Below are 22,031 nucleotides of genomic sequence, written 5' to 3'. Positions count from 1 at the left end.
CACGACAGCTTCGACACGACAGCTGCGACACGACGGTCGCCGCGAACGCTACAGCGCGCGCATCACCGAGACGACCTTGCCCATGATGCTGGCATGGTCACCCAGGATGGGCTCGTAGCGGGTGTTCTGCGGCAGGAGCCACGTATGGCCGTCCCGCTGCCGGAAGGTCTTCACGGTGGCCTCCTCGTCGAGCAGCGCCGCGACGATGTCGCCGTTCTGCGCGCTCTGCTGCCGGCGCACCACGACCCAGTCGCCGTCGCAGATGGCGGCGTCCACCATGGAGTCGCCCGAGACCCTGAGCATGAAGAGATCCCCGTGGCCGACGAGCTGGCGGGGCAGGGGCATGACGTCCTCCACCACCTGGTCCGCGAGGATCGGTCCGCCGGCGGCGATGCGCCCCACGAGCGGCACGAGGGCGGTGTCGACGGCGATCCGGTGCTCGGTGGCGGGTTTCCCGTCCGGGGACGGACCGGCCTGGGCGCCGGACGTGTCCGGGGCCAGGGTCAGGGGGAGCAGGACCTCCATGGCGCGCGGGCGCTTCGGGTCCCTGCGCACGTAGCCCAGCCGCTCGAGCTGCGACAGCTGGTGGGTCACGCTGGACAGGCTCGCGAGGCCCACGGTGTCGCCGATCTCCCGCATGGACGGCGGGTACCCCTTGTCGGCGATCGACCGCTGGATCGTCTCGAGGATCGTCAGCTGCCGGGCGGTCAGCCCCTTGGACACGGAGCGGCCGCGCGGCCTGCCCCGGCCCGCGGAGATGGGAACGGCGTCTGCCGGAACGTCGGCAGTGTTTGATTCCTGCCGGGCTGCCGCTGGTGATTCCGCCACTGTTGCGCCTTTCGCCTGGGATCGCTGATCCCGTCGTCGCCGCCGCCGGTCGGCTTCCGTGGTCCGGAAACCGTTTTGTCAGAGGCGGCTGGTTGTGTGAGATGCATCGACCACGGAACGGCCCTCGGAGAGCAGCATCCGTCGACGATGTCCTGATTTCTTCACGCTAGGACAGTCGAGGGCACTTTTCAAACATATGTTCGACCGAGTCTCGACACGAGTCGATCGTAGATGCTAGAAATAGGCAGATGCTTATTAGAACGTGTGTTCGAACCCGGTGCTTCGCCCGGTCAGGGCATTCGAAGGAAAGAGGAACGGCAATGGTTACACCCGTACTGCATGGCAGCTCGCTGTGGACGCCCGCTCGCCCCGACGGCCACCTCAGGCTCGTCCCCACGCCTGAATCGCCCGCGTCCCCCACCGCCTCCGCGACCTCGAGCTTCATGGCGCCGTCCCATCCCTCCATGCAGCGGAGTGCGGGCCGCCCCCTGACGCTCACACGGCGAGGGCGCCTGCTCCTGGTCGGCCTGCCCATCGCCCTGGGCGTCGCGGCCCTGATCCTCCTCGCGGCGTTCCTGACCTCCCAGGCCCAGGCGGGGGAGTCGGCACCCACGGCCACGGCCACGGTCGAGGTGAGTGTCGTCACCGGGGAGACCCTGTGGGATCTCGCCGTGCGCCACGCGCCGGAGCGTGATCCCCGGGACGTCGTCGCCGAGATCGTCGAACTCAACGACCTGCCCAGCTCCGTGGTGCAGGCAGGGCAGAGCATCGCGGTACCGGCCGCGGGGTGAGCGGCTCCCGCTTCTCGCCAGCGCGCCGGACCATGGGCCGTTCCTGCAGGAACTGCCGCGTCCCTTAAACTGAAGCAGTGCCCTCCTCCGTTGAAGCCCTAGCCAACCTCCCCCTGCGCGACGACCTCGTCGGGCTGCACCCGTACGGCGCGCCGCAGTTGGATGTCCCGATCCTGCTCAACGTCAACGAGAACACGTACGGCGTGCCGGCAGATGTGCACGCGGCCATCGTGGAGGCGGTCGCGAAGGCCACCACAGGCCTCAACCGGTACCCCGACCGCGAATTCTCCGACCTGCGGAAGAACCTCGCCGACTATCTGGGGCACGGCCTGACGCCCGATCAATTGTGGGCTGCTAACGGGTCCAACGAGGTGCTCCAGCAGGTCCTCCAGGCCTTCGGCGGACCCGGGCGCACCGCCATCGGTTTCCCGCCCACCTACTCGATGTACCCCCTGCTCGCGAGCGGGACCGGCACGCGCTACGTCACAGCCGCCCGCGGCGCCGCCTACTCCATGACGCCGGAGGACACCGCCCACGCCGTCCGCGCATCGGGCGCGAACATCGTGTTCCTGTGCTCGCCGAACAATCCGACCGGCACGGCGCTCGGCCTCGACGTCGTGGAGGCGGCCTACGAGGCCGGCGAGGACGCGCGTGCCATCATCATCGTGGACGAGGCCTACGGCGAGTTCGCACAGGAGGGCACCGCGAGCGCCCTCACCCTGCTTCCCGGACGTCCGCGGTTGCTCGTGTCGCGGACCATGAGCAAGGCCTTCGCCCTCGCCGGGGCGCGCATCGGCTACCTCGCGGCGGCGCCGGAGGTCGCCGACGCCCTGCGGCTCGTCCGACTGCCCTACCACCTCTCCGCCATCACCCAGGCGACCGCGAACGCGGCCCTCACCCACGCGGACACGCTCCTGGCGAACGTCGAGGCGATCAAGGTGCAGCGCGACCGCATCGTCCGGGAGCTCGAGGCCCTCGGACTCTCGCCTGCGCCGTCGGATGCGAACTTCGTGTTCTTCTCGGGCCTCGAGGATCCGCACCGTGTCTGGCAGGGTCTCCTGGACGCGGGCGTCCTCATCCGTGACGTCGGCATCCCGGGATCCCTGCGGGTCACCGCGGGCACGGAGGAGGAGACGACGGCGTTCCTGACGGCCCTGGCGACGCTGCTCTGACCGTCGATCGCGGGTCGGTCCGGGGGTGTCGGGGCCACTCGATGCGGGCCTTGCGCCGCCCGGGCGCATCGCCGATCATGTGTCGCATGGATCGGCCGATCTTCGATGAGGCTCAATCGTTCTTCGCGCGGCTGGAGGCGGACAACACCCGCGAGTTCTGGGCCCGCCAGCGCAGGCTGTACGACGTCGGCATCCGGCCGGTCTTCGCCGCGGTGTGCGCGGCCCTGACGGTCTTCTCGGACTGGCGGATCTACCGCCCGCACAACGACGTCAGGTTCCGGCCGGACAGTCCGCCGTACAAGACCTTCATCGGAGCGGTCGCCGAGCGGCCCGACGGTGTGGGCGCGTTCCTCCGCGTGAGCAGCATCGGCCTCCTCGTGGCAACCGGCCTGCCGCTTCCCGCACCGGACCAGCTCGCCGCTTTCCGTGCCGCGGTGGCGGACGACGTCGCGGGCCCGGCCCTGGTGGCCGCGATCGGGACGATCACCGCGCGGGGGATGATGGTCCGTCCCGGACGGGCGCAACCGCTGAAGCGTGTGCCCCGCGGCTACCCGGCGGACCATCCCCGGGCGGATCTGCTGCGGTGGAAGGGCATCGAGGTCAACCACCGCGTGCGCCGGCCCGTGTGGACGGACGTCGCCTCCGCGTCGTCGGGCATCGACGAGCTGCTGCGCGAACCCGCCGCGCTGCACGAGTGGCTCGCCCGCTACGTGGGAGCATCGGCACTCACCGCGGAGCAGCGGTTCGGCCCGCGCCGCGGGACCGCGGCCCCGTGATCGGCGTGCAGGGCGGGTACACCTAGAATTGAAGGGCAGGACCGCCCGGCGGCTCGCGCCGCCCGTCCTGTTCCCACGTCGATCCGCGCGTGAACGACGCGCACAGAAGGAAGATGCCATGACAGTTGATGCCGCCCGCGGCCGTACGGCCCGTATCGAGCGCGTCACGAGCGAGTCCAATGTCCTCGTCGAGATCGACCTCGACGGCACCGGGGCGTCGTCGATCGACACCACGGTGCCGTTCTACGACCACATGCTCACCGCGCTGTCGAAGCACTCGCTCATCGACATGACCATCAGGTCCTCCGGGGACACCCACATCGACGTCCACCACACGGTGGAGGACACGGCCATCGCGATCGGCGAGGCCCTGCGGATCGCCCTCGGCACGAAGGCCGGCATCCGACGCTTCGGCGAGGCCACCGTCCCCCTCGACGAGGCACTCGCCAGCGCCGTCGTCGACATCTCCGGGCGTCCGTTCCTCGTGCACGGCGGGGAGCCGGCCGGCCAGGAGTACCACCTCATCGGCGGGCACTTCACGGGGTCCCTGACGCGCCACGTGTTCGAGGCGCTCGCCCTGCACGCCCAGATCTGCCTGCACGTCACCGTCCTCGGCGGCCGCGACCCGCACCACATCGTCGAGGCCCAGTTCAAGGCCCTCGCCCGGGCGCTCCGCGCGGCGGTCGAACCGGACCCGCGGGTCGAGGGAATCCCCTCCACGAAGGGAGCGCTATGAGCGCGCGCACCGTCACCGTCCTGGACTACGGGTCGGGCAACGTCCGGTCCGTGGTGCGCGCCCTCGAACACGTGGGCGCCGACGTCGTCCTCAGTGCCAAGCCCGACGACGTCCTGAACGCCGACGGTCTGCTCGTCCCCGGGGTCGGCGCGTTCGCCGCCGTCATGAAGGGCCTCAAGGACGTCGACGCCCTGCGCATGATCGGGCGCCGGGTCGCGGGCGGTCGGCCCGTGCTGGGGATCTGCGTGGGCCTGCAGGTCCTGTTCGACGAGGGCGTGGAGCACGGCGTGCGCACGCCCGGCATGGGCGAGTGGCCCGGCACCGTCGAACGGCTCAAGGCCGACGTCGTGCCGCACATGGGCTGGAACACCGTGGAACCGCCGGAGGACACCGTCCTGTTCGACGGACTCCGCGACGAACGGTTCTACTTCGTGCACTCCTACGGCGTGCAGGACTGGTCCTTTGACGTCACCCAGCCCGCCATGAAACCGCCGCAGGTCACCTGGTCCGACCACGGTGGCCGGTTCATCGCCGCCGTCGAGAACGGTCCGCTCAGCGCCACCCAGTTCCACCCCGAGAAGTCCGGCGACGCGGGGGCCCGGCTCCTGCGCAACTGGATCGACGGGCTGCGCTGATCCGGTGGTGAACCGATGCTGAGCCTCGTGCTCATGGGGGTCGCCGGTCTCCTCATGGGCGGCGCCTTCTCCCTGCGCGGCCAGGAGTTCCCGCGCTGGGTGTGGATCGCCTTCCTCGCCCTCGCCGGCCTGGCGCTCCTGGCCGCCTACCTGTTCACGCTGCCCGGCGACTGACCCCGCCCCGCACCGCACACCCCGCCCCTCCACCGCGGCGCCGCCGCCCGTACGAAAGCAGACCATGAGCCCCTTCACCGAATCGCCCACCCTCGAGCTCCTCCCCGCCGTCGACGTCGCCGACGGCCAGGCCGTGCGCCTGGTGCAGGGCGAGGCGGGCAGCGAGACCAGCTACGGGGATCCGGTGGACGCGGCCCGCGCCTGGCAGGACGCCGGCGCCGAGTGGGTGCACCTCGTGGACCTCGACGCCGCCTTCGGTCGGGGGTCCAACAAGGACCTCCTCGAGCGCGTCGTCAGGAACCTCGACATCAAGGTGGAACTCTCCGGGGGCATCCGCGACGACGCGTCGCTCGAGGCGGCGCTGGAGCTGGGAGCGACACGCGTCAACCTCGGCACCGCGGCGCTCGAGGACCCCGAGTGGACCGAGCGGGCGATCGCCCGGTACGGGGATGCCGTCGCCGTCGGGCTCGATGTCCGCGGGACCACGCTCGCGGCGCGCGGCTGGACCGAGGAGGGCGGGGACCTGTGGGAGGTCCTCCAGCGCCTGGAGGACGCCGGCTGCGCCCGGTACGTCGTGACCGACGTGACGAAGGACGGCACCCTCAAGGGCCCGAACCTCGCCCTCCTGAAGGACGTCCTCGCGAAGACCACGCGCCCCGTCGTCGCCTCGGGCGGTATCTCCAGCCTCGACGACATCGCGGCCCTCCGCGAACTCGTGCCCCTCGGGCTCGAAGGCGCGATCGTCGGCAAGGCCCTCTACGCCGGGGCCTTCACCCTGCCGCAGGCCCTGGACGTCGCAGGGCTGCCCGCCTCGGACACGTGAGCGGCCGGCAGCTCCCCGCGCACATCGCCGCCGCTCTCGCCGGTAACACGGCGGATTCCGCCGGGCAGCCGTGGGCGGGCCGCGACCTGTCCGGTCCGGAGAACCCGCTGCACGCCTTCGACGACGACGACGGTGCGGCGGACCCGGGGCTCCTCGCAGCACTTGCCGGGCTCCTGGGACCCGCGGGCCGGCCCGGCGATGCCGAGCGGGCCGTGTTCGGGGCCCTCACCACGGCCCGGGTGTTCATCCCGATCGTCGCACGGCTCAGCGACCAGGCGGAGGCCGCCACCGGGCTGCACTCCGACAAGGAGGCCGAGATGGCGCTCGTCACGCTGACGGCGCCCGACGGCCGCAAGGCCCTCCCGGTCTTCTCCTCGACCGAGGCGCTGGGCCGCTGGCACCGTGACGCGCGACCCGTCGCGGCCTACGCGTCCCGGGCAGCCCTCGCGGCCGCCGCCGAGGATGCGCAGCTGATGGTGCTCGACCCGGGGGCCGATCTCACGTTCGTGCTGCGGCGCCCTGCCCTCTGGGCCCTGGCCCAGCAGGTCCCGTGGACGCCGTCGTACGAGGACCCGGCACTGGCGTCGCTCGTCGAGGAAGCGGCCGGGCTGGAGGAGGACGTCCTCGGGGTGGGCCTGCGGCCGGCGGGCGGAGTGCTGACACGCACGGCCGGCGGTAGCATTGCCTCCGGTGGGGGACCGGGCCCCGAACTGCGCATGGATCTCCGGCTCCGCCCGGGCCTGTCTCCCGACGGGGTGCGCGACGCCGTCGCCTCCTTCCGCGGGAAGCTCCTCGGCCTCACCGGCTTCGTGGAACGCGTCGACTCGCTCGACATCAAACTCACCCGCTGACGGGTCGTCGGCCAGAAAGACGAACAGTGAACTTCGCCGTATACCGGGACCTGCTGCGCATCCGCTCCGTTCGGAGGCTGCTCCTCGTCGGGATGATCGCCCGCTTCCCGCACTCCGCCGCCGGGGTGCTGCTCACGCTCCACGTCGTCCAGACCCTCGACCGCGGCTACGCGGAAGCGGGCGCCGTCGCCGCCGTCGTCACGATCGGCATCGCGGTCGGCGCGCCGTGGCGCGGCCGGCGGATCGACAGCGCGGGACTGCGGCGCGCGCTCATCCCGTCCGTCGTCGCGGAAGCCGTCATCTGGTCCGTGGCACCGCACCTGTCCTACCAGTGGCTGCTCGTGGCGGCGCTCGTCGGCGGACTCTTCACCCTGCCCGCCTTCTCCGTGATCCGCCAGGCGCTCGGGGTCCTCGTGGACGGCGACCGGCGGCGCACGGCCTTCACGCTCGACGCCATCTCCACCGAGGTCATCTTCATGGCCGGCCCTGCGGTGGGCGTCGTCCTGGCCACCCAGGTGTCCACGGTGCTCGGCCTGACGCTGGTCGGGATCGCCACCGCCTCGGCGGGCCTGTTCCTCATGTGGTTCAACCCGCCCACGCGGTCGGACCAGCTGCCCGACGCCGTCACGGTCGCGGCCTCCGCGCCCGCCGGGATGAACGAGGCCGCGGCGGACCTCATCGGCGCCCGGAACGCCGGCACGCAGGAACGGCGCCCTGCCTCGGTGCTGCGCCGCGGAGTGCGGAGGGTGCTGCCCTGGATCACCGTGCCGCTGGTCATGGTCATGATCACGGCCGCCGGTGCCGGGCTGCTCCTCTCGGGTACCGAGGTGGGCATCGTCGCCGCGCTCGAGCAGACGGGGAACGAGAGCCAGCTCGGCCTCGTCTTCGTCGCGTGGTGTGCCGCGTCGGTGGTCGGCGGACTCGTCTACGGCGCCCTGCACCGGCCGATCCCGCCGTCGCTCCTCCTGCTCGGCATGGCCCTGCTGACACTCCCCATGGGGTTCGCCGAGACCACGCTGTCCCTGGCCCTGCTGTCGATCCCGGCGGGCCTGCTCTGCGCGCCCGTCCTCTCCGCCGCCTCCGAGAAGGTCGCGGACCTCGTGGCCGAGGACCGGCGGGGCGAGGCGATGGGCTGGTACGGCTCCGCGCTGACCTCCGGCGTCGCGCTCGGAGCGCCGGTGGCCGGGCTCCTCATCGATGCCGTCGGCCCGTGGGGCGGTTTCACCGCGGTGGGCGTCGTCGCCGCGCTCATCGGCGTCGCCGGGTTCCTGGCACGGGACCTCGGCAGCCGGACGCCCGCGGTGGATACCGCCGGCGCCTCCCGCTAGGCGGGCGCGCCCACCCGAACACCGCCTCCCTCGAACGCGAACGGCCCGTGCCCGGTGGGGCACGGGCCGTTCGAAGCCTGGCGGCCGCGGGACGACGGGATCAGTTGACGGGACCCGTGTACTTCTCTCCGGGGCCCTGGCCGGGCGCATCCGGGATGATCGAGGCCTCGCGGAACGCGAGCTGCAGCGAGCGGAGCCCGTCGCGCAACGGCCCTGCGTGCTGGGACCCGATCTCGGGGGCGGCCGCCGTCACGAATCCGGCCAGCGCGGTGATCAGCTTCCTGGCCTCGTCGAGGTCCTTGAGCTGCTCGGCGTTCTCCTCGTGGCCGAGGCCGCACTTCACGGCCGCGGCGCTCATGAGGTGCACCGCCGACGTCACGATGACCTCCACGGCGGCCACCTCGGAGATGTCCCGCATCTGCTGCCGGACGCCCTGCTCGGCCTCGTCCGAGGCAGCGTGGCCGTGGTCCTGCTCCTCGGCGAAGCTGCGGCGGGAGGCGCCGGCCGGCTCCTCGGAGGGGGCGTGCTGCGGGTTGTCGTGTGGCGTGTTCATACTGGTAAGCTTGGCATAGACCAACCGGTCGCTGTTAGCCGCTGTGCTCTTCGAGCAGGCTCACGCGCCGGTCTGCAAGCGGAGTCCTCTCCCACCCGCGTTTGCCTGGTGCGACCTCAGGTCGCATTGCAGGTAGCCGGGTTCCTGGTCGGTGCTGCCGCTGATCGCGCAGGAAGCCCAGGCTTCCCCGACGGCGGACGACCGGTCGACGAGGCCTCCGATTGCGCATGCAATGGGAGGCCTTCTTTCGTCTGCAGGCGGTTTTCAGCTCGAGAATCCACAGGAGTCACACATTAGCGAGCCAAGAATCAATGATCGTATCCGCGTTCCCGAGGTGCGGTTGGTCGGACCTGCCGGCGAACAGGTAGGAATCGTCCGTATCGAGGACGCACTCCGACTTGCCGCCGAGTCCGACCTGGATCTTGTCGAGGTAGCACCGCAGGCGAAGCCTCCGGTGGCCAAGCTCATGGATTTTGGTAAGTACAAGTACGAAGCGGCCGTCAAGGCGCGCGAGGCGCGGAAGAACCAGACCAACACGGTCCTGAAGGAGATCCGCTTCCGCCTCAAGATCGATACGCACGACTACGAAACCAAGCGTGGGCACGCCATGCGCTTCCTCGGCGCCGGCGACAAGGTCAAGGCCATGATCCAGTTCCGCGGACGTGAGCAGCAGCGACCCGAGATGGGTATCCGCCTGCTGCAGAAGTTCGCGGACGACGTCGCCGAGGTCGGCGTCGTCGAGTCGACGCCGCGCATCGACGGACGCAACATGGTCATGGTGATCGGTCCCACGAAGAACAAGGCCGAGGCCAAGGCGGAGGCCCGCCGGGAGACCCAGCGTGCCGAGGCGAAGGCTGCCAACGAGGTCGCGAAGTCGGGGGGCGAGCCCAAGCGGGTCGATACCTCCGGGTCCAGCGGTGCACCGCTGACGCAGTCCCTCGCGGACCTGCTGCCCGAGGGCTACGAGATCAGGAGCGAGCCCGAGGCTCCGAAGGCTCCCGTCGAGGAGGCTCCCGTCGAGGAGGCTCCGGAGGCGACCGTGCAGCAGGCACCCGAGGCCGCTCCGGCGGCCACCGAGGCTCCGGCCGCGGCGGCACCTGCCCAGGCTGCTGCTCCTGCCCGACAGGCCGCACCGGCTCGTCAGGCTCCGGCCCGGACGTCGTCGGCCCCGCGGTCGACGTCGTCGAGGCCTGCGGCCGAGCGGCCCGCACCCTCCCGTTCCTCCGCCCCGGCGGCGAAGACGGAGGCCGCAGCCCCGGCTTCGACACCGGATGCTGCGCCGGCGCCGAAGCCGGCCGTGGCGGCCAAGCCCATGGCCATGCCGAAGCCCGGAGCGCCCAGGCCGCCGGCACCCCCCAAGCCCGCGGGACGAACGGCTCCGACCAAGAGCCCGACCAGCCGCCCCAAGCCCGGAAGCACGGACTAGGGCCCCGGCCCCGTCCTACCACCGGGCACGATCGAAACCAGCAGGCACCCTCGGGTGCCGAACTCCGGGTGCACCCGCCCCGGCTATCCAAAGGAGATCGGTTCCCATGCCGAAGATGAAGACCCACAGTGGCGCCAAGAAGCGCTTCAAGCTCACCGGTAGCGGCAAGCTCAAGCGCCAGCAGGCCAACCGCCGCCACTACCTCGAGCACAAGTCCTCGACCGTGACGCGCCGTCTCGCCGGCGACAAGATCGTCTCGAAGGCCGACAGCAAGGTCATCAAGAAGATGCTCGGCGTCTAACCACCAATCCACCCCCCTCCCGGGAAAGCGCACGCACCCACGGTGCGGCGCTCACGGCCGAAGCCGTGACCGGAGAAGAACTGAAGGAGTACGCACGTGGCACGTGTGAAGCGGGCAGTCAATGCCCACAAGAAGCGTCGGGTCATCCTCGAGCGCGCCAAGGGTTACCGCGGCCAGCGTTCGCGCCTGTACCGCAAGGCGAAGGAGCAGCTGCTCCACTCGTTCGTCTACAGCTACGGTGACCGCCGCAAGCGCAAGGGCGACTTCCGTCGCCTGTGGATCCAGCGCATCAATGCTGCGTCCCGCGCCAACGGCCTGACCTACAACCGCCTGATCCAGGGCCTCAAGGCCGCCGACATCCAGGTCGACCGCCGTATGCTCGCCGATCTCGCCGTCACCGACGGCGCAGCCTTCGCGGCCCTCGTGCAGATCGCCAAGAACGCCCTGCCGGCGGACACCTCGGCACCGCTCAAGGCCTCGGCCTAGGCGCATCGGCTGCTGCGGGCCATGCGGCCCGCACACCGGAACACGATGACTGTGAACGGACGCCCCCAGGCGCCACTGATGACCAACACCCACGCTGACCGGGTGAAGGAGGTGGCACGCCTGGCCGGGCGTCCGTCGCGTTTAAGGCGGCGGGAGTTCCTGGCCGAAGGTCCCCAGGCGGTCCGGGAGGCCCTCCGCCTGCACCTCACCCGCCATGCGGCGGGGGAGGGCGGCGTCGTCGTCGACGTGTACGCCACGGCAGACGCGCTCGAGCGCCACACCGACATCGCGGACCTCTCCGGGCAGGACGGCGCCCCGACCGTGCGGCTCGTCACCGCCGACGTCCTCGCCGCCATGTCGTCCACCGTCACGCCCCAGGGCTTCGTCGCGGTGTGCCGGTTCGTCGACGTCCCGCTCGACGACGTGCTCTCCGCCGCGCCGCGCCTTATGGCCGTGCTCGTCGAGGTGCGGGACCCGGGTAACGCGGGCACCATCATCCGGGCGGCGGATTCGGCGGGGGCCGACGCCGTCATCCTGACCGGCGCGAGCGTGGATCCCTACAACCCCAAGACCGTACGGTCCACCGTCGGGTCGCTCTTCCACCTCCCGCTGGTCCTCGGCGTCGAACCCGAGGGGCTGCTGGACCGCCTGCGGGACGCGGGCATGACCGTCCTCGCAGCCGACGGCTATGGCAGCACCAGCCTCGACGACCTCCAGGACGCCAGCGCGCAGCGCAGGTTCGCCACGGTGCACCCCCCGCAGGACCGGCCGGACGGCAAGCCGGGCGGCGACATCGGCGGCGACAGCGGCAGCGGCAGCGGCGGCGCCGGCACGGTGCGCCTCGAGGACGCCGGCGCCTGGCTGTTCGGCAACGAGGCGCAGGGCCTGCCGGCCGACGTCACCGCCGCCGCGGACGCGCGCGTCGCGGTGCCCATCTACGGCAGCGCGGAGTCCCTCAACGTCGGGACCGCCGCCACCGTCTGCCTGTACGCCTCAGCCCGCGCGCAGCGCATCCGCTGAGTCCGTCGGCCCTGCCGTTCCGGCGTCGCCGTGCGTTGGTCGGCGGTCGGCGTGGCCGCGCCTGTCCATCCTGCCGCTGAGCAGGGCGACGCCGAGCCCCAGGACCGCGAGCACCGCGCCGACCATGGCGGGTGCGGTGAACCCCCATCCGGCCGTGATGACGGCGCCGCCCAGCGCTGCGCCGAGCGCGTTGGCCGTGTTCAACGACGAGTGGTTCATCGAGGACGCGAGCGACGGCGCTCCCGGCGAGACGTCCAGCAGGCGCGCCTGCAGCGGCGGGATGAGCGCCGATCCGCTCGTGCCGACCAGGAAGACGAAGAGGCAGGCCGTCCACGGGATCGTCGCCGCGAGGGGGAACAGCAGCAGGACCGCCGCGATGGCCACCATGACCCCGTAGATGCTCCCCATGATGGATCTGTCCGCGAGGCGCCCGCCCAGGATGTTGCCGACCACCATGCCCACGCCGTACAGCGCGACGACGAGGGGCAGCAGCGACGCGCTGAGGCCGGCCACCTCCGTCATGGTCGGCGCGATGTACGAATAGACGGCGAAGAACCCACCGAAACCGACGATGCCGATGAGCAGCGTCATCCACAGCTGCAGACGGCGCAGGGCTCCCAGCTCCTTGCGGATGCTCGCGCCCGGCCGCACGGGGACGTCCGGGACGAAGGCGCGGATCAGCACCAGCGTCGTCGCCCCGATCACTCCCACGAGCAGGAACATGGAGCGCCAGCCGAACTCCTGGCCGAGCCACGTGGCGAACGGGACGCCCACCACGTTGGCGATGCTCAGTCCCAGCATCACCATGGCGATGGCGCGCCCCCGCCGCGCGGGATCGGCGAGCGATGCCGCGATGACGGCGGCGACACCGAAGTAGGCTCCGTGGGGAAGGCCCGACAGGAACCGCGACGCCAGCATCCAGCCGAAATCCGACGCGAAGTAGGACGACAGGTTGGCCACCGTGATCAGGACCATGAGCGCCAGGGCGACGGCGCGCTGCGGTTTCTTCGCGCCGAGGGTGGCGAGGACGGGCGCGCCCACCACGACACCGAGGGCGTAGGCGGAGATGACATGCCCGCCCTGCGCGTAGTCCACGCCGAGATCCGCCCGCATCTCCTCGAGCAGGCCCATGATGGTGAACTCCGTGGTGCCGATCGCGAAACCACCCACCGCGAGGGCGCCGATGGCGAACAGGAGTGGACGGCCGGTCAGCCGGTTCGACGTCGACGGGGGAGCGGAGGCGGTCATGGATGTCCTTGCGGCTGGATCTCGGGGGCGGGAGGATCGGCCGCCGGACTCCTCCGGGGAACTGGGGGCGGACGGCGACACGGACACCGTCGTCCCTTCAAGCCTAGGCGACAACGCCGTGCCGCCCCGAAATACGACCGCGGCACCCGGCAGACGGAATTCGTGCTGCAAGCCTCAGGATTCGGGGTTCAGGGGTTCATGGTGATGCGGTGATCGTCGGGCCGGGCCGAGGCCGGACGATCACCACGATCGGGGATGCAGGGAGTCGTCGATAGACTCGGCAGGTGACGCAACCACCCTCGGACCAGCTCCTCCAGATCGTGGGGGCGGCCGTCGTCGACTCCCTCGCGCGGCCCACCAGCCTGCTCGTCGCCCGGCGGTCGGCGCCGCCGCAGTTCGCCGGAATGTGGGAGTTCCCCGGAGGGAAGGTGGAGGCGGGAGAGCGCTGCGAGGCCGCCCTGCTACGCGAGCTCGAGGAGGAGCTCGGCGTCACCGCAGAGCTCGGCAGGGAGATCACCGGGCCCGGTCCGCAGGGGTGGCCGCTCAACGACCGGGCCGCCATGCGCGTATGGCTGGCAGAGGTCACGGCGGGGGAGGCGATGCCGCTGCAGGACCACGACGAGCTGCGCTGGCTGCCGCTCCATCCGGACGAGGAGCTCGACGCGCTGCCGTGGATCCCCGCCGACCGGCCCATCCTCGCCGCGCTGCGATCAGCGACGGCGCCCCGCACCGCCCGCTGACGGGTGGGCTCTCGGACGACTCCGCCCACGAGGGTGCCCTGGGGGCAGGCCCTCAGAACAGAGAGGCCTGGACGGGATCCGGGGTCGGGGCGGGGGGTGGCACGGTCGCGGTGGCCCCGGGCTGCCGGTCGGCCGACAGGTTGCGGAAGAAGCCGGCGCCCGCCACGAGGCCGTGTTTGCGACGGAAGATGTGGATCCTCCCGGAGAGCCAGTCCCGGTATTCCTTCGACGCGTAGCTCCCGCCCCGGTAGAGCTCCTCGTACCGCGGGACGAGTTGCGGGTGGTGCGCGGCGAGCCACTGCATGAACCACTCGCGGGAACCGGGTCGCAGGTGCAGGGGGCCGGCTGTCACGCCCGTGGCCCCGGCGTCGGCCAGGGCGCCGAACAGCTGGTCGAGCGATGCGTCGCCGTCGGTGAGCCAGGGCAGGATCGGCATGGCCATGACCCCGCACGGCAGCCCGGCCTCGCGGAGCCGGGAGATGAGTGCGAGCCGTGCCTTCGGGGCGGGGGTGCCGGGTTCGATCGCCTCGGCGAGGACCGGATCCACCAGCGCGAGGGAGATCCCCATGCCCACGCCGACCGATCGCGAGGCCGCCCTCAGGAGCGGGATGTCGCGGGCGAGGAGGGTGCCCTTGGTCAGGATGGAGAAGGGGGTCCCCGAGTCCGCGAGGGCGGAGATGATGCCCGGCATGAGCCGGTAGCGCCCCTCGGCCCGCTGATACGGATCCGTGTTGGTGCCCAGCGCAACGTGCTCGCGGGTCCAGGAGGGTCGGCCCAGTTCACGGGCCAGCACCTCGGCGGCATTGATCTTGACGACGAGCTGCGCGTCGAAGTCGAGCCCCGTGTCGAGGTTCAGATAGCTGTGGGTCTTCCGGGCGAAGCAGTACACGCAGGCATGGGAGCAGCCGCGGAACGGGTTGATGGTCCAGGAGAAGGGCATCGACGACGTGGGCGGGACCCTGTTGAGGACCGACTTCGCCGCGACCTCGTGGAAGGTGATGCCGGCGAAGTCCGGCGTCCGCACCGTCCTGACGAGCCCGGCAAGCGGCAACAGGGCCGGAGCAGCCGGCGCGTCGTCGTCGCCCGTGATCCTCTGCCCTTCCCATCGCATGAACCCATTAGAACACGCGTACTAATATCTCGTCACCGTCGCCCGGCCGGGCCACTAGGCTGGGGGCATGATCCTGCTGACCGGCTTCGAACCCTTCGGGGGAGAATCGACCAATCCGTCCTGGCAGGCCGCACAGCGTGCGGCGGAACTGCTGCGCGCACAGGGACGGGAGGCGGTCGCCGTGGAGGTGCCGTGCGTCTTCGGCCGGAGCATCGAGGTGCTGGAGGCCGCCCTCGGTCAGGTCGAACCGGAGATCGTCCTGTGCATCGGGCAGGCCGGCGGGCGCGAGCGGATCTCGCTGGAACGCGTGGCCATCAACGTCGACGACGCCCGCATCCCCGACAACGCCGGCCGCAGGCCCATCGACGAACCCGTGGTGGCCGCCGGCCCCGCAGCGTACTTCAGTACCCTGCCCATCAAGGCGTGCCGGGAGACCGTAGCCGGGCTGGGAATCCCGGTCGAGGTGTCACAGACCGCCGGCACCTATGTCTGCAACCACCTCTTCTACGGGCTCATGGACCTGCTGGAGGGTCGGCAGGGGACCCGGGGCGGGTTCGTCCACGTGCCCTTCTCCTCGGAGCAGGGTGCCGCCCACGGGCAGCCGGGCATCGCCGTCGAGGCGATGGCCACGGCCCTGGCCGCGATCGCGACGACGACGGCGGAGACCGCCCTCGACCTGCGCATCACCGCAGGGGCGGAGCACTGACGGGCGTCACCCTCGGCGGAAGCGGGAACCGATCGACGTGACCGCAGCCCCGATCGCCGTCGTGAGCGGACGCACCGGCCGCTCACGGTAGCCGCCGGTGGCGAGCCCTGCTCCGCGCTCGAAGAGGTTGCGCGACGCCGGGTCCCCGGTGCGCAGGAGCGAGTAGCCCGCCGCCACCAGGTACGCCGGGAGGAAGGGCAGGCCGAGGCACGCTGCGTACTGGCGGGCATGGTGCGCCTCGTGCTCGAGGAGCCGGAGGAACGCGGGCGGGGCGCTGCGGGGAGCGCTGCCCCGCAGCAGGACCACGCTGCCCACCGTGAAGGCACGGGCCTTGGGCAGCCGACGGCGGTAGCCCTCCGCGAGCAGGATGCCGTACGGTCCGGGTGAGACGCGGCAGCCGGACAGGGCGGCGACGGCGAGGCCGCACGGCGTCGACAGGTTGATCCAGTTGAGGAATGGCACGAGCCTCCGGTTCATGCCGCCATCGTACGGCGGCGCTGCACAACCCCGGTCAGTAGCGGGCGGTTGTCCCACGGCCGAACCCGTCGCCTAGACTTGGGACGCCGGTACGCCCCGCTGCGTCCCGGCGTTTTCCTGTCCACGGCGTGGCCCGCTCCGGCGAATGGCCCGCCGCACGTTCCGAGAGTGCAAGGTACGCAACCCCATGGCCGAAACCCCAGAGCACGCCGGGCCTGCCGGCCGCGATGCCCAGGTCCCCGATCCGCTGGACGCCGCGTCGGTCGCCTCCGCCGTCGACGCCGCGCTCGCCGACATCGCTGCTGCTGCCGACCTCGACGGGCTGAAAGCGGTCCGGATCGCACACACCGGTGAGAAGTCCGCGCTGAGCCTCGCCAACCGGGGCATCGGCGCCCTGCCGAAGGAGCAGAAGTCGGCGGCGGGCAAGAACATCGGGCCCGCCCGCGGGCAGATCAACCAGGCGCTCGCCGCCCGCACGGTCGAGCTCGAGGCCGAGCGTGACGCACGGATCCTCGTCGAGGAGGCCGTGGACGTCACCGCAGCCCCGCGCCGTCGTCGGACCGGCGCCCGGCACCCGCTATCCACGCTGCAGGAGCGGGTCAGCGACGTCTTCGTGGGCATGGGCTGGGAGATCGCGGAAGGACCCGAGCTCGAGTCCGAGTGGTTCAACTTCGACGCCCTGAACTTCAAGCCCGACCACCCGGCGCGCGAGATGCAGGACACGTTCTTCGTCGAGCCGCCCGAGGCCCACCTCGTGCTGCGCACCCATACCTCGCCGGTCCAGGCCCGCTCCATGCTCGAGCGCGACCTGCCGATCTACGTCCTGTGCCCGGGCAAGGTGTTCCGCACGGACGAGCTCGACGCCACCCACACGCCGGTCTTCCACCAGTTCGAGGGCCTCGCCATCGACAAGGGACTCACCATGGCGGATCTCGTGGGCACGCTCGAGCACTTCACGCAGCAGCTCTTCGGCGACGACGCCAAGGTGCGCTTGCGCCCCAACTTCTTCCCCTTCACGGAGCCGAGCGCCGAGCTCGACATCTGGCACCCGGGCGCCAAGGGCGGCCCCCGCTGGATCGAGTGGGGCGGCTGCGGCATGGTCAACCCCAACGTGCTGCGCGCCACCGGCATCGACCCGGAGGTCTACTCCGGGTTCGCCTTCGGCATGGGGATCGAGCGGGCACTCATGTTCCGCAACGAGGTCATCGACATGCGGGACATGATCGAGGGCGACGTACGTTTCAGCGAACACTTCGGGATGGAGATCTAGGTGAGAATCCCACTGTCCTGGCTGCGCGAATACGCAGCCGTGCCTGCGGATGCGACCGCGGAAGACGTGATGGCCGAGCTGGTCAAGGTAGGCCTCGAAGAAGAGGACGTCCACCGTCCCACCGACGAGCTGACCGGCCCGATCGTGGTGGGCCAGGTGCTCAGCATCGTCAAGGAACCGCAGTCCAACGGCAAGACCATTAACTGGTGCGAGGTACGCGTGGTGCCCGAGGGTGCCCAGCAGACGCTCATAGGGGACGGCATCGACCCGTCGGGCGTGCAGGGCATCGTGTGCGGCGCCCACAACTTCGTCGAGGGCGACAAGGTGGTCGTCACCCTGCCCGGCTCGGTGCTGCCGGGTGACTTCCGCATCAGCCCCCGCAAGACCTACGGGCACGTGTCCGCCGGCATGATCGCGTCCGTGCGTGAACTCGGTATCGGCGACGACCACGACGGCATCCTCGTGCTCTCCACCCTCGGGCTCGACCCCGAGGTGGGCGCCGACGCCATGGAACTGCTCGGCCTGTACGACCAGGCCGCGGAGATCAACGTGACGCCCGACCGCGGGTACTGCTTCTCCATCCGCGGCGCCGCCCGGGAGTACGCGCACGCCACCGGGACGGCCTTCACCGACCCGGCTGCCGCCGTCGTCGTCCCGCCGGCCGCGCCCGGGGGATACCCGGTGCGGCTCGAGGACGCCGCTCCCGTCTACGGCACACCCGGCTGCGACCGGTTCGTGGCGCGGACGGTCCGCGGCGTCGACCCCACACGCCCCACGCCGCCGTGGATGTCCGCGCGACTGCGCCTCGCCGGCATCCGCTCCATCTCGCTCGTCGTCGACATCTCCAACTACGTGATGCTCGAGCTCGGCCAGCCCCTGCACTTCTACGACCTCGACAAGCTCTCCGGCGACATCGTGGTCCGACGCGCCGCCGCGGGCGAGACGCTGCGGACCCTCGACGACAAGGACCGCACGCTCGACGCCGAGGACCTCCTCATCACCGACGCGTCCGGTCCCATCGGTATCGCCGGCGTCATGGGTGGCGCCTCCACCGAGGTCTCGGCGAGCACCGACAACGTGCTCATCGAGTCCGCCCACTTCGACGCCGTCAGCATCGGCCGGTCCCGTCGTCGCCACCGGTTGCCGTCGGAGGCGTCCAAGCGCTTCGAGCGCGGCGTGGACTGGAACGTGGCCAATATCGCCGCGCAGCGCGCCGTCGAACTCATCCTCGAGCTCGCCGGCGGGACCGTCGACGACGCCGCCACCGACGTCGGCGAGGCACCGGAACCGCGGGTCATCGATCTGCCCGCCGACTTCCCGGCCCGCCTGATCGGACGCGAGTTCAGCGACGAGCAGATCCGGGGCACGCTCACGGACCTCGGGGCGACGGTCCAGGAGACCGAGGGCGGCTACCGCGTCACCGCCCCGAGCTGGCGCAGCGACCTCGAGACCCGCGAGGACCTGACCGAGGAGATCATCCGGCTCGTCGGCTACGACACGATCCCCTCCTCGCTGCCCGTCGCCCCGCCCGGGCGCGGCCTGACGCGCGTGCAGCAGCAGCGCCGACGGCTCCTGAACGCCCTCGCGGCAGCAGGGCTCACGGAGGTGCTGTCCTACCCGTTCGTCAGCGAGGCGTCGAACGCCGTGTTCGGCACCCCGGACGAGGGCGCTGCGCCTGCCTCGGTGAAGCTCGCGAACCCGCTCAGTGCCGAACTCGGCTTCCTCCGCCGCTCGATCCTCCCCGGCCTCGTGGAGCTGGCGAAGCGGAACCATTCGCGCGGCTTCCGCGACCTGGCCCTGTTCGAGGCGGGGTCGGTCTTCCTGCCCGACGGCGTCCTGGGCTCCGAGTCCATCCCGCCCCTGGGCATCAGGCCCGACGACGACGTCCTCGACGGATTGCACGCCGGGATCCCGGACCAGCCGCTGGTGGTGGCCGCGCTGTTCACGGGCCATGAGACGGCGCCGTCGGCCGGCGTCGCCCCGCGCGCCTGGGACTGGGCGGACGCCGTCGACGCCGTGCAGCTCATGGCGCAGGTCACCGGTGTCGACGTCGTGGTCCGGCAGGGCAGCCACCAGGCGTTCCACCCCGGCCGCACGGCGGAATTCTCGCTGCGCAGCGGCGAGGTGCTGGGCTACGCGGGCGAGCTGCATCCGAAGCTGATCGCCGCGCAGGACCTCCCCGCGCGCACGGTCGCCCTGGAGATCACCGCGGACCTCCTCTTCGAGGCCGCTGCCGACGTGATCGTCGCGCGGTCGCTGTCCACCTATCCGCCGGCCACGCAGGACGTCGCGCTCGTCGTCGAAGCCTCGGTGGTCGCGGGCGATGTGCTCGAGACCCTGCGGGAGGGTGCGGGTGTGCTCCTCGAGGACGTCAGCCTGTTCGACGTCTACACGGGACAGGGCATCCCCGAGGGGCAGAAGTCCCTGGCTTTCGCCCTGCGGTTCCGCGCGCCGGATCGTACCCTGACGGCGGACGAGGCCAGCGCGGCGCGTGACGCCGCCGTGGCCCTCGCGGCCGAGCGGCATGGCGCCGTGCAGCGCTGAGTCCGCCAGCACCATGAAGGCCCGTTCCCGGTGTGGGGGCGGGCCTTCCGTGTGGATGAGGGGTCCATCGCAGCCGAAGGATGCGAGGCTCCGGACCGGCCGCAGCGAAGAGCGCGAGGAGATCTTCGTGCTGCCCGCTCAGGGATCGCGGCGTGCTGCGCCCTTTGGCATAGCTCCATCCCTGAAGCGTGGTCTGCCTCTCTGGCATTAGCAATCCCGACCGGAAACACCCCTGATCATTGCCGATTCCTCCCCTCCGGCGGCGTTCGTAGCGACCGCATAATGTCGGTGCCAGCGGGGAGAATTGAGTATGGACAGCAGCCGGATTGCTTCGCTCAACACCACGGATATCGGTGGTGGTTCGCGGCGGCACGGTAACCCGTCGGATCCGATTCAGCCGGTCGTCATCCCGTCCGGGTTTGTGCGGATCGGCTCTGTGCGGGATCTGATCGACGCGCTCGCTTCCCTTCCCGTGCCGACGGATGGTCCGGAGTTGATCGATGAGGTGGGCGATTCGGAGGAGTTGAAGTGCCTGATCGCCGCCCGGCAGGCCCGGATCGCGGTCGCGTTCGACCTGGACCAGCGCCGGTCCCAGGCGGCAGCTGGTGTGCCGGTGGCGGAGCAGGGCAAGGGAGTGGCCGCGCAGATCGCCCTGGCCCGGCGTGAGTCGCCCGCCCGGGGCGGACGGCTGCTCGGGTTCGCGCGGGCCCTGGTGACGGAGATGCCGCACACCATGGCCGCTGTGGAGGCCGGGTTGTTGAACGAGTGGCGGGCGACGCTGCTGGTGCGGGAGACGGCCTGCCTCTCCGCTGCGGACCGGTGCGCGGTCGACGAGGACCTGGCCGCGGACACGGGTGCCTTCGACGGGGCCGGGGACCGGCAGATCGTCGCCGCGGCGCGGGCGGCGGCGTACCGGAGGGACCCGCGCTCGGTCACCCAGCGGGCGAGTCACGCGGCGGCGGACCGGCGGGTGAGTCTGCGGCCGGCCCCGGACACCATGACGTATCTGACCGCCCTGCTGCCGGTCGCGCAGGGCGTGGCGGTGCACGCGGAACTGACCCGGCACGCCGACACCCGCCGGGCGGCGGGGGATGAACGCAGTCGGGGTCAGCTGATGGCCGATGCGCTGGTGGAGCGGACCACGGGCACCCCGGGTGGGTTCTCCCGGGTCGAGGTGCAGCTGGTCATGACGGACCGGACCCTGTTCCAGGGCGATGCTGAGCCGGCCCTGCTGCCGGGCTACGGGATCGTCCCCGCCGGCTGGGCCCGGAACCTCCTCACCACCGGGCCGGCCTCCGAGCAGGCCTCCGGCCAGCCCTCCCAGCGGCCAGGGACGCAATGCGGTGGGAGCGGAGGCGGCGGGAACGCTGCCGAGCGCTCTTCCGAGGACGGAATTGAGGCCCGGCAGGGGTTCCAGGTCTGGCTGCGGCGCCTCTATACCGCCCCCGGTAGCGGGGAGCTGGTGGCCGTCGAGTCCCGGACCAGGCTCTTCACGGCCGGGCAGCGCCGGTTCATCCAGGCCCGCGACCATCTGTGCCGGGCCCCGTACTGCGATGCGCCGATCCGCCACTACGACCACATCATCCCCTGGTACAAGGACGGGCCCACCACCCTGTCCAACGGGGCCGGGCTGTGTGAGGCGTGCAACCACACCAAGGAACTCCCCGGCTGGCACACAAGGCCACGCTCCAGCCCAGGGAGCCGGCACGTCATCGAGATCAGCACGCCCACCAGCCACACCTACCACTCCACCGCACCACCCCTGCCCGGCAGCAGCCCGAACAAACGCGAGCACCAACGGGAACGGAAACAGGAGACCGGGAGACACCCACTCCCGCCGACACCGCCGGCAGCGTCGAGTTTCGCGCCTGAGGATCACAACACCCCGGCATACCCCTACACGCGACAGTCCAGGCGGGCCCAGCTGCTCTTCGCCTGACCTGTCGTGGAGGTCGTCGTCACCAACCTGCCCACGACGGGGGCGCAGGGTCCGCGAGGTGCGCGTCCGCAATGATCTCTTCAGTTGCCGTCAGCC

At 71.2% G+C, this 22,031-nt stretch carries 23 protein-coding genes; 18 read left to right on the top strand and 5 right to left on the bottom strand.

All coding sequences use genetic code 11. From position 1 onward, the window contains the following. Nucleotides 1–48: 48 nt before the first annotated feature. The gene (lexA, locus tag CXQ92_RS17030; protein WP_258070037.1) at nt 49–723 is read right to left on the bottom strand and encodes a transcriptional repressor LexA; all 675 of its coding nucleotides are present in this window, start codon (nt 721–723) and stop codon (nt 49–51) included. A gap of 425 nt (nt 724–1,148) precedes the next feature. Between lexA and CXQ92_RS17025 the strand changes: the two genes are divergently transcribed. The 9 genes from CXQ92_RS17025 (at nt 1,149) to CXQ92_RS16990 (ending at nt 8,114) form a co-directional block, all read left to right on the top strand. Continuing rightward, nucleotides 1,149–1,619: a LysM peptidoglycan-binding domain-containing protein gene (locus tag CXQ92_RS17025; protein WP_258070035.1), complete on the top strand. Its 471-nt coding sequence runs from the start codon at nt 1,149–1,151 to the stop codon at nt 1,617–1,619. Between the two features lie 77 nt (nt 1,620–1,696). After that, nucleotides 1,697–2,791, top strand: a complete 1,095-nt coding sequence (locus CXQ92_RS17020; RefSeq protein WP_104168972.1) for a histidinol-phosphate transaminase — start codon at nt 1,697–1,699, stop codon at nt 2,789–2,791. Nucleotides 2,792–2,877: 86 nt separating this feature from the next. Further along, a complete protein-coding gene (locus tag CXQ92_RS17015; protein WP_181033727.1) occupies nt 2,878–3,567 on the top strand; it encodes a DUF2461 family protein in 690 nt (229 codons plus the stop codon). A 118-nt stretch (nt 3,568–3,685) separates the two neighbouring features. Then, complete coding sequence (hisB, locus tag CXQ92_RS17010) at nt 3,686–4,303, top strand: imidazoleglycerol-phosphate dehydratase HisB (protein ID WP_104168970.1); 618 nt, start codon at nt 3,686–3,688, stop codon at nt 4,301–4,303. After that, a complete protein-coding gene (gene hisH, locus CXQ92_RS17005; protein ID WP_104168969.1) occupies nt 4,300–4,938 on the top strand; it encodes an imidazole glycerol phosphate synthase subunit HisH in 639 nt (212 codons plus the stop codon). The genes hisB and hisH overlap by 4 nt, the downstream gene beginning before the upstream one ends. Before the next feature lie 15 nt (nt 4,939–4,953). Beyond that, nucleotides 4,954–5,112 carry a hypothetical protein gene (locus CXQ92_RS18305; RefSeq protein WP_181033726.1) on the top strand — a complete coding sequence of 53 codons (159 nt, stop codon included), beginning with the start codon at nt 4,954–4,956 and terminating at the stop codon, nt 5,110–5,112. A gap of 64 nt (nt 5,113–5,176) precedes the next feature. Next, a complete protein-coding gene (priA, locus tag CXQ92_RS17000; protein ID WP_104168968.1) occupies nt 5,177–5,935 on the top strand; it encodes a bifunctional 1-(5-phosphoribosyl)-5-((5-phosphoribosylamino)methylideneamino)imidazole-4-carboxamide isomerase/phosphoribosylanthranilate isomerase PriA in 759 nt (252 codons plus the stop codon). Further along, on the top strand, nt 5,932–6,786 hold the full coding sequence (locus tag CXQ92_RS16995) for an SseB family protein (RefSeq protein ID WP_104168967.1): 855 nt from the start codon (nt 5,932–5,934) through the stop codon (nt 6,784–6,786). The genes priA and CXQ92_RS16995 overlap by 4 nt, the downstream gene beginning before the upstream one ends. A gap of 26 nt (nt 6,787–6,812) precedes the next feature. Beyond that, entirely contained in the window at nt 6,813–8,114 is a 1,302-nt protein-coding gene (locus CXQ92_RS16990) for an MFS transporter (RefSeq protein WP_104168966.1), read from the top strand. A 100-nt stretch (nt 8,115–8,214) separates the two neighbouring features. Here the strand turns inward: CXQ92_RS16990 and CXQ92_RS16985 are convergent, their stop codons facing one another. Continuing rightward, nucleotides 8,215–8,667 carry a DUF1844 domain-containing protein gene (locus CXQ92_RS16985; RefSeq protein WP_219815771.1) on the bottom strand — a complete coding sequence of 151 codons (453 nt, stop codon included), beginning with the start codon at nt 8,665–8,667 and terminating at the stop codon, nt 8,215–8,217. A 232-nt stretch (nt 8,668–8,899) separates the two neighbouring features. On the opposite strand from CXQ92_RS16985, the gene infC reads away from it, so the two are divergent. The 4 genes from infC (at nt 8,900) to CXQ92_RS16965 (ending at nt 11,900) form a co-directional block, all read left to right on the top strand. Continuing rightward, nucleotides 8,900–10,093 carry a translation initiation factor IF-3 gene (gene infC, locus CXQ92_RS16980; protein ID WP_104168965.1) on the top strand — a complete coding sequence of 398 codons (1,194 nt, stop codon included), beginning with the start codon at nt 8,900–8,902 and terminating at the stop codon, nt 10,091–10,093. A gap of 106 nt (nt 10,094–10,199) precedes the next feature. Further along, a complete protein-coding gene (gene rpmI, locus CXQ92_RS16975) occupies nt 10,200–10,394 on the top strand; it encodes a 50S ribosomal protein L35 (protein ID WP_104168964.1) in 195 nt (64 codons plus the stop codon). 96 nt (nt 10,395–10,490) lie between these two features. Continuing rightward, entirely contained in the window at nt 10,491–10,880 is a 390-nt protein-coding gene (gene rplT, locus CXQ92_RS16970; RefSeq protein ID WP_104168963.1) for a 50S ribosomal protein L20, read from the top strand. A 45-nt stretch (nt 10,881–10,925) separates the two neighbouring features. Next, nucleotides 10,926–11,900, top strand: a complete 975-nt coding sequence (locus CXQ92_RS16965; RefSeq protein WP_104168962.1) for an RNA methyltransferase — start codon at nt 10,926–10,928, stop codon at nt 11,898–11,900. Here CXQ92_RS16965 and CXQ92_RS16960 read toward each other — a convergent pair. Continuing rightward, complete coding sequence (locus CXQ92_RS16960; RefSeq protein WP_104168961.1) at nt 11,874–13,148, bottom strand: MFS transporter; 1,275 nt, start codon at nt 13,146–13,148, stop codon at nt 11,874–11,876. The two genes, CXQ92_RS16965 and CXQ92_RS16960, sit on opposite strands and share 27 nt — an antisense overlap. Nucleotides 13,149–13,432: 284 nt before the next feature. On the opposite strand from CXQ92_RS16960, the gene CXQ92_RS16955 reads away from it, so the two are divergent. Further along, nucleotides 13,433–13,888 carry an NUDIX domain-containing protein gene (locus CXQ92_RS16955; protein ID WP_258070034.1) on the top strand — a complete coding sequence of 152 codons (456 nt, stop codon included), beginning with the start codon at nt 13,433–13,435 and terminating at the stop codon, nt 13,886–13,888. Nucleotides 13,889–13,940: 52 nt separating this feature from the next. On the opposite strand, the gene CXQ92_RS16950 is transcribed toward CXQ92_RS16955, so the two are convergent. After that, nucleotides 13,941–14,999, bottom strand: a complete 1,059-nt coding sequence (locus CXQ92_RS16950; RefSeq protein WP_104168960.1) for an Rv2578c family radical SAM protein — start codon at nt 14,997–14,999, stop codon at nt 13,941–13,943. A 67-nt stretch (nt 15,000–15,066) separates the two neighbouring features. Here CXQ92_RS16950 and pcp point away from each other — a divergent pair, with 67 nt between their 5' ends. After that, the gene (pcp, locus tag CXQ92_RS16945; protein WP_104168959.1) at nt 15,067–15,705 is read left to right on the top strand and encodes a pyroglutamyl-peptidase I; all 639 of its coding nucleotides are present in this window, start codon (nt 15,067–15,069) and stop codon (nt 15,703–15,705) included. Nucleotides 15,706–15,711: 6 nt separating this feature from the next. Here the strand turns inward: pcp and CXQ92_RS16940 are convergent, their stop codons facing one another. Beyond that, nucleotides 15,712–16,182 carry a DUF4157 domain-containing protein gene (locus CXQ92_RS16940; RefSeq protein WP_104168958.1) on the bottom strand — a complete coding sequence of 157 codons (471 nt, stop codon included), beginning with the start codon at nt 16,180–16,182 and terminating at the stop codon, nt 15,712–15,714. Between the two features lie 187 nt (nt 16,183–16,369). Between CXQ92_RS16940 and pheS the strand changes: the two genes are divergently transcribed. The 3 genes from pheS to CXQ92_RS16925 all read left to right on the top strand — a co-directional run bounded on the left by pheS (nt 16,370) and on the right by CXQ92_RS16925 (nt 21,935). Next, entirely contained in the window at nt 16,370–17,452 is a 1,083-nt protein-coding gene (pheS, locus tag CXQ92_RS16935) for a phenylalanine--tRNA ligase subunit alpha (RefSeq protein ID WP_104168957.1), read from the top strand. Continuing rightward, the gene (gene pheT, locus CXQ92_RS16930) at nt 17,453–19,996 is read left to right on the top strand and encodes a phenylalanine--tRNA ligase subunit beta (RefSeq protein WP_104168956.1); all 2,544 of its coding nucleotides are present in this window, start codon (nt 17,453–17,455) and stop codon (nt 19,994–19,996) included. A gap of 436 nt (nt 19,997–20,432) precedes the next feature. After that, on the top strand, nt 20,433–21,935 hold the full coding sequence (locus tag CXQ92_RS16925) for an HNH endonuclease signature motif containing protein (RefSeq protein WP_306738646.1): 1,503 nt from the start codon (nt 20,433–20,435) through the stop codon (nt 21,933–21,935). Nucleotides 21,936–22,031: the final 96 nt, after the last annotated feature.

Source organism: Arthrobacter sp. SX1312 (assembly GCF_002929295.1).
In the GTDB taxonomy this organism is placed as follows: domain Bacteria; phylum Actinomycetota; class Actinomycetes; order Actinomycetales; family Micrococcaceae; genus Arthrobacter_D.
This window is presented reverse-complemented; position numbering and strand designations above follow the sequence as displayed.

What these genes read in the sequence shown, in the direction of transcription:
- CXQ92_RS16985 (WP_219815771.1), bottom strand. Translation starts at nt 8,667, where the DNA reads ATGAACACGCCACACGACAACCCGCAGCACGCCCCCTCCGAGGAGCCG.
- CXQ92_RS18305 (WP_181033726.1), top strand. Translation starts at nt 4,954, where the DNA reads ATGCTGAGCCTCGTGCTCATGGGGGTCGCCGGTCTCCTCATGGGCGGC.
- CXQ92_RS16950 (WP_104168960.1), bottom strand. Translation starts at nt 14,999, where the DNA reads ATGCGATGGGAAGGGCAGAGGATCACGGGCGACGACGACGCGCCGGCT.
- CXQ92_RS16940 (WP_104168958.1), bottom strand. Translation starts at nt 16,182, where the DNA reads ATGAACCGGAGGCTCGTGCCATTCCTCAACTGGATCAACCTGTCGACG.
- rpmI (WP_104168964.1), top strand. Translation starts at nt 10,200, where the DNA reads ATGCCGAAGATGAAGACCCACAGTGGCGCCAAGAAGCGCTTCAAGCTC.
- pcp (WP_104168959.1), top strand. Translation starts at nt 15,067, where the DNA reads ATGATCCTGCTGACCGGCTTCGAACCCTTCGGGGGAGAATCGACCAAT.
- CXQ92_RS17025 (WP_258070035.1), top strand. Translation starts at nt 1,149, where the DNA reads ATGGTTACACCCGTACTGCATGGCAGCTCGCTGTGGACGCCCGCTCGC.
- hisB (WP_104168970.1), top strand. Translation starts at nt 3,686, where the DNA reads ATGACAGTTGATGCCGCCCGCGGCCGTACGGCCCGTATCGAGCGCGTC.
- infC (WP_104168965.1), top strand. Translation starts at nt 8,900, where the DNA reads ATGGGAGGCCTTCTTTCGTCTGCAGGCGGTTTTCAGCTCGAGAATCCA.
- pheS (WP_104168957.1), top strand. Translation starts at nt 16,370, where the DNA reads ATGGCCGAAACCCCAGAGCACGCCGGGCCTGCCGGCCGCGATGCCCAG.
- CXQ92_RS16960 (WP_104168961.1), bottom strand. Translation starts at nt 13,148, where the DNA reads ATGACCGCCTCCGCTCCCCCGTCGACGTCGAACCGGCTGACCGGCCGT.
- CXQ92_RS16965 (WP_104168962.1), top strand. Translation starts at nt 10,926, where the DNA reads ATGACTGTGAACGGACGCCCCCAGGCGCCACTGATGACCAACACCCAC.
- priA (WP_104168968.1), top strand. Translation starts at nt 5,177, where the DNA reads ATGAGCCCCTTCACCGAATCGCCCACCCTCGAGCTCCTCCCCGCCGTC.
- CXQ92_RS17015 (WP_181033727.1), top strand. Translation starts at nt 2,878, where the DNA reads ATGGATCGGCCGATCTTCGATGAGGCTCAATCGTTCTTCGCGCGGCTG.
- hisH (WP_104168969.1), top strand. Translation starts at nt 4,300, where the DNA reads ATGAGCGCGCGCACCGTCACCGTCCTGGACTACGGGTCGGGCAACGTC.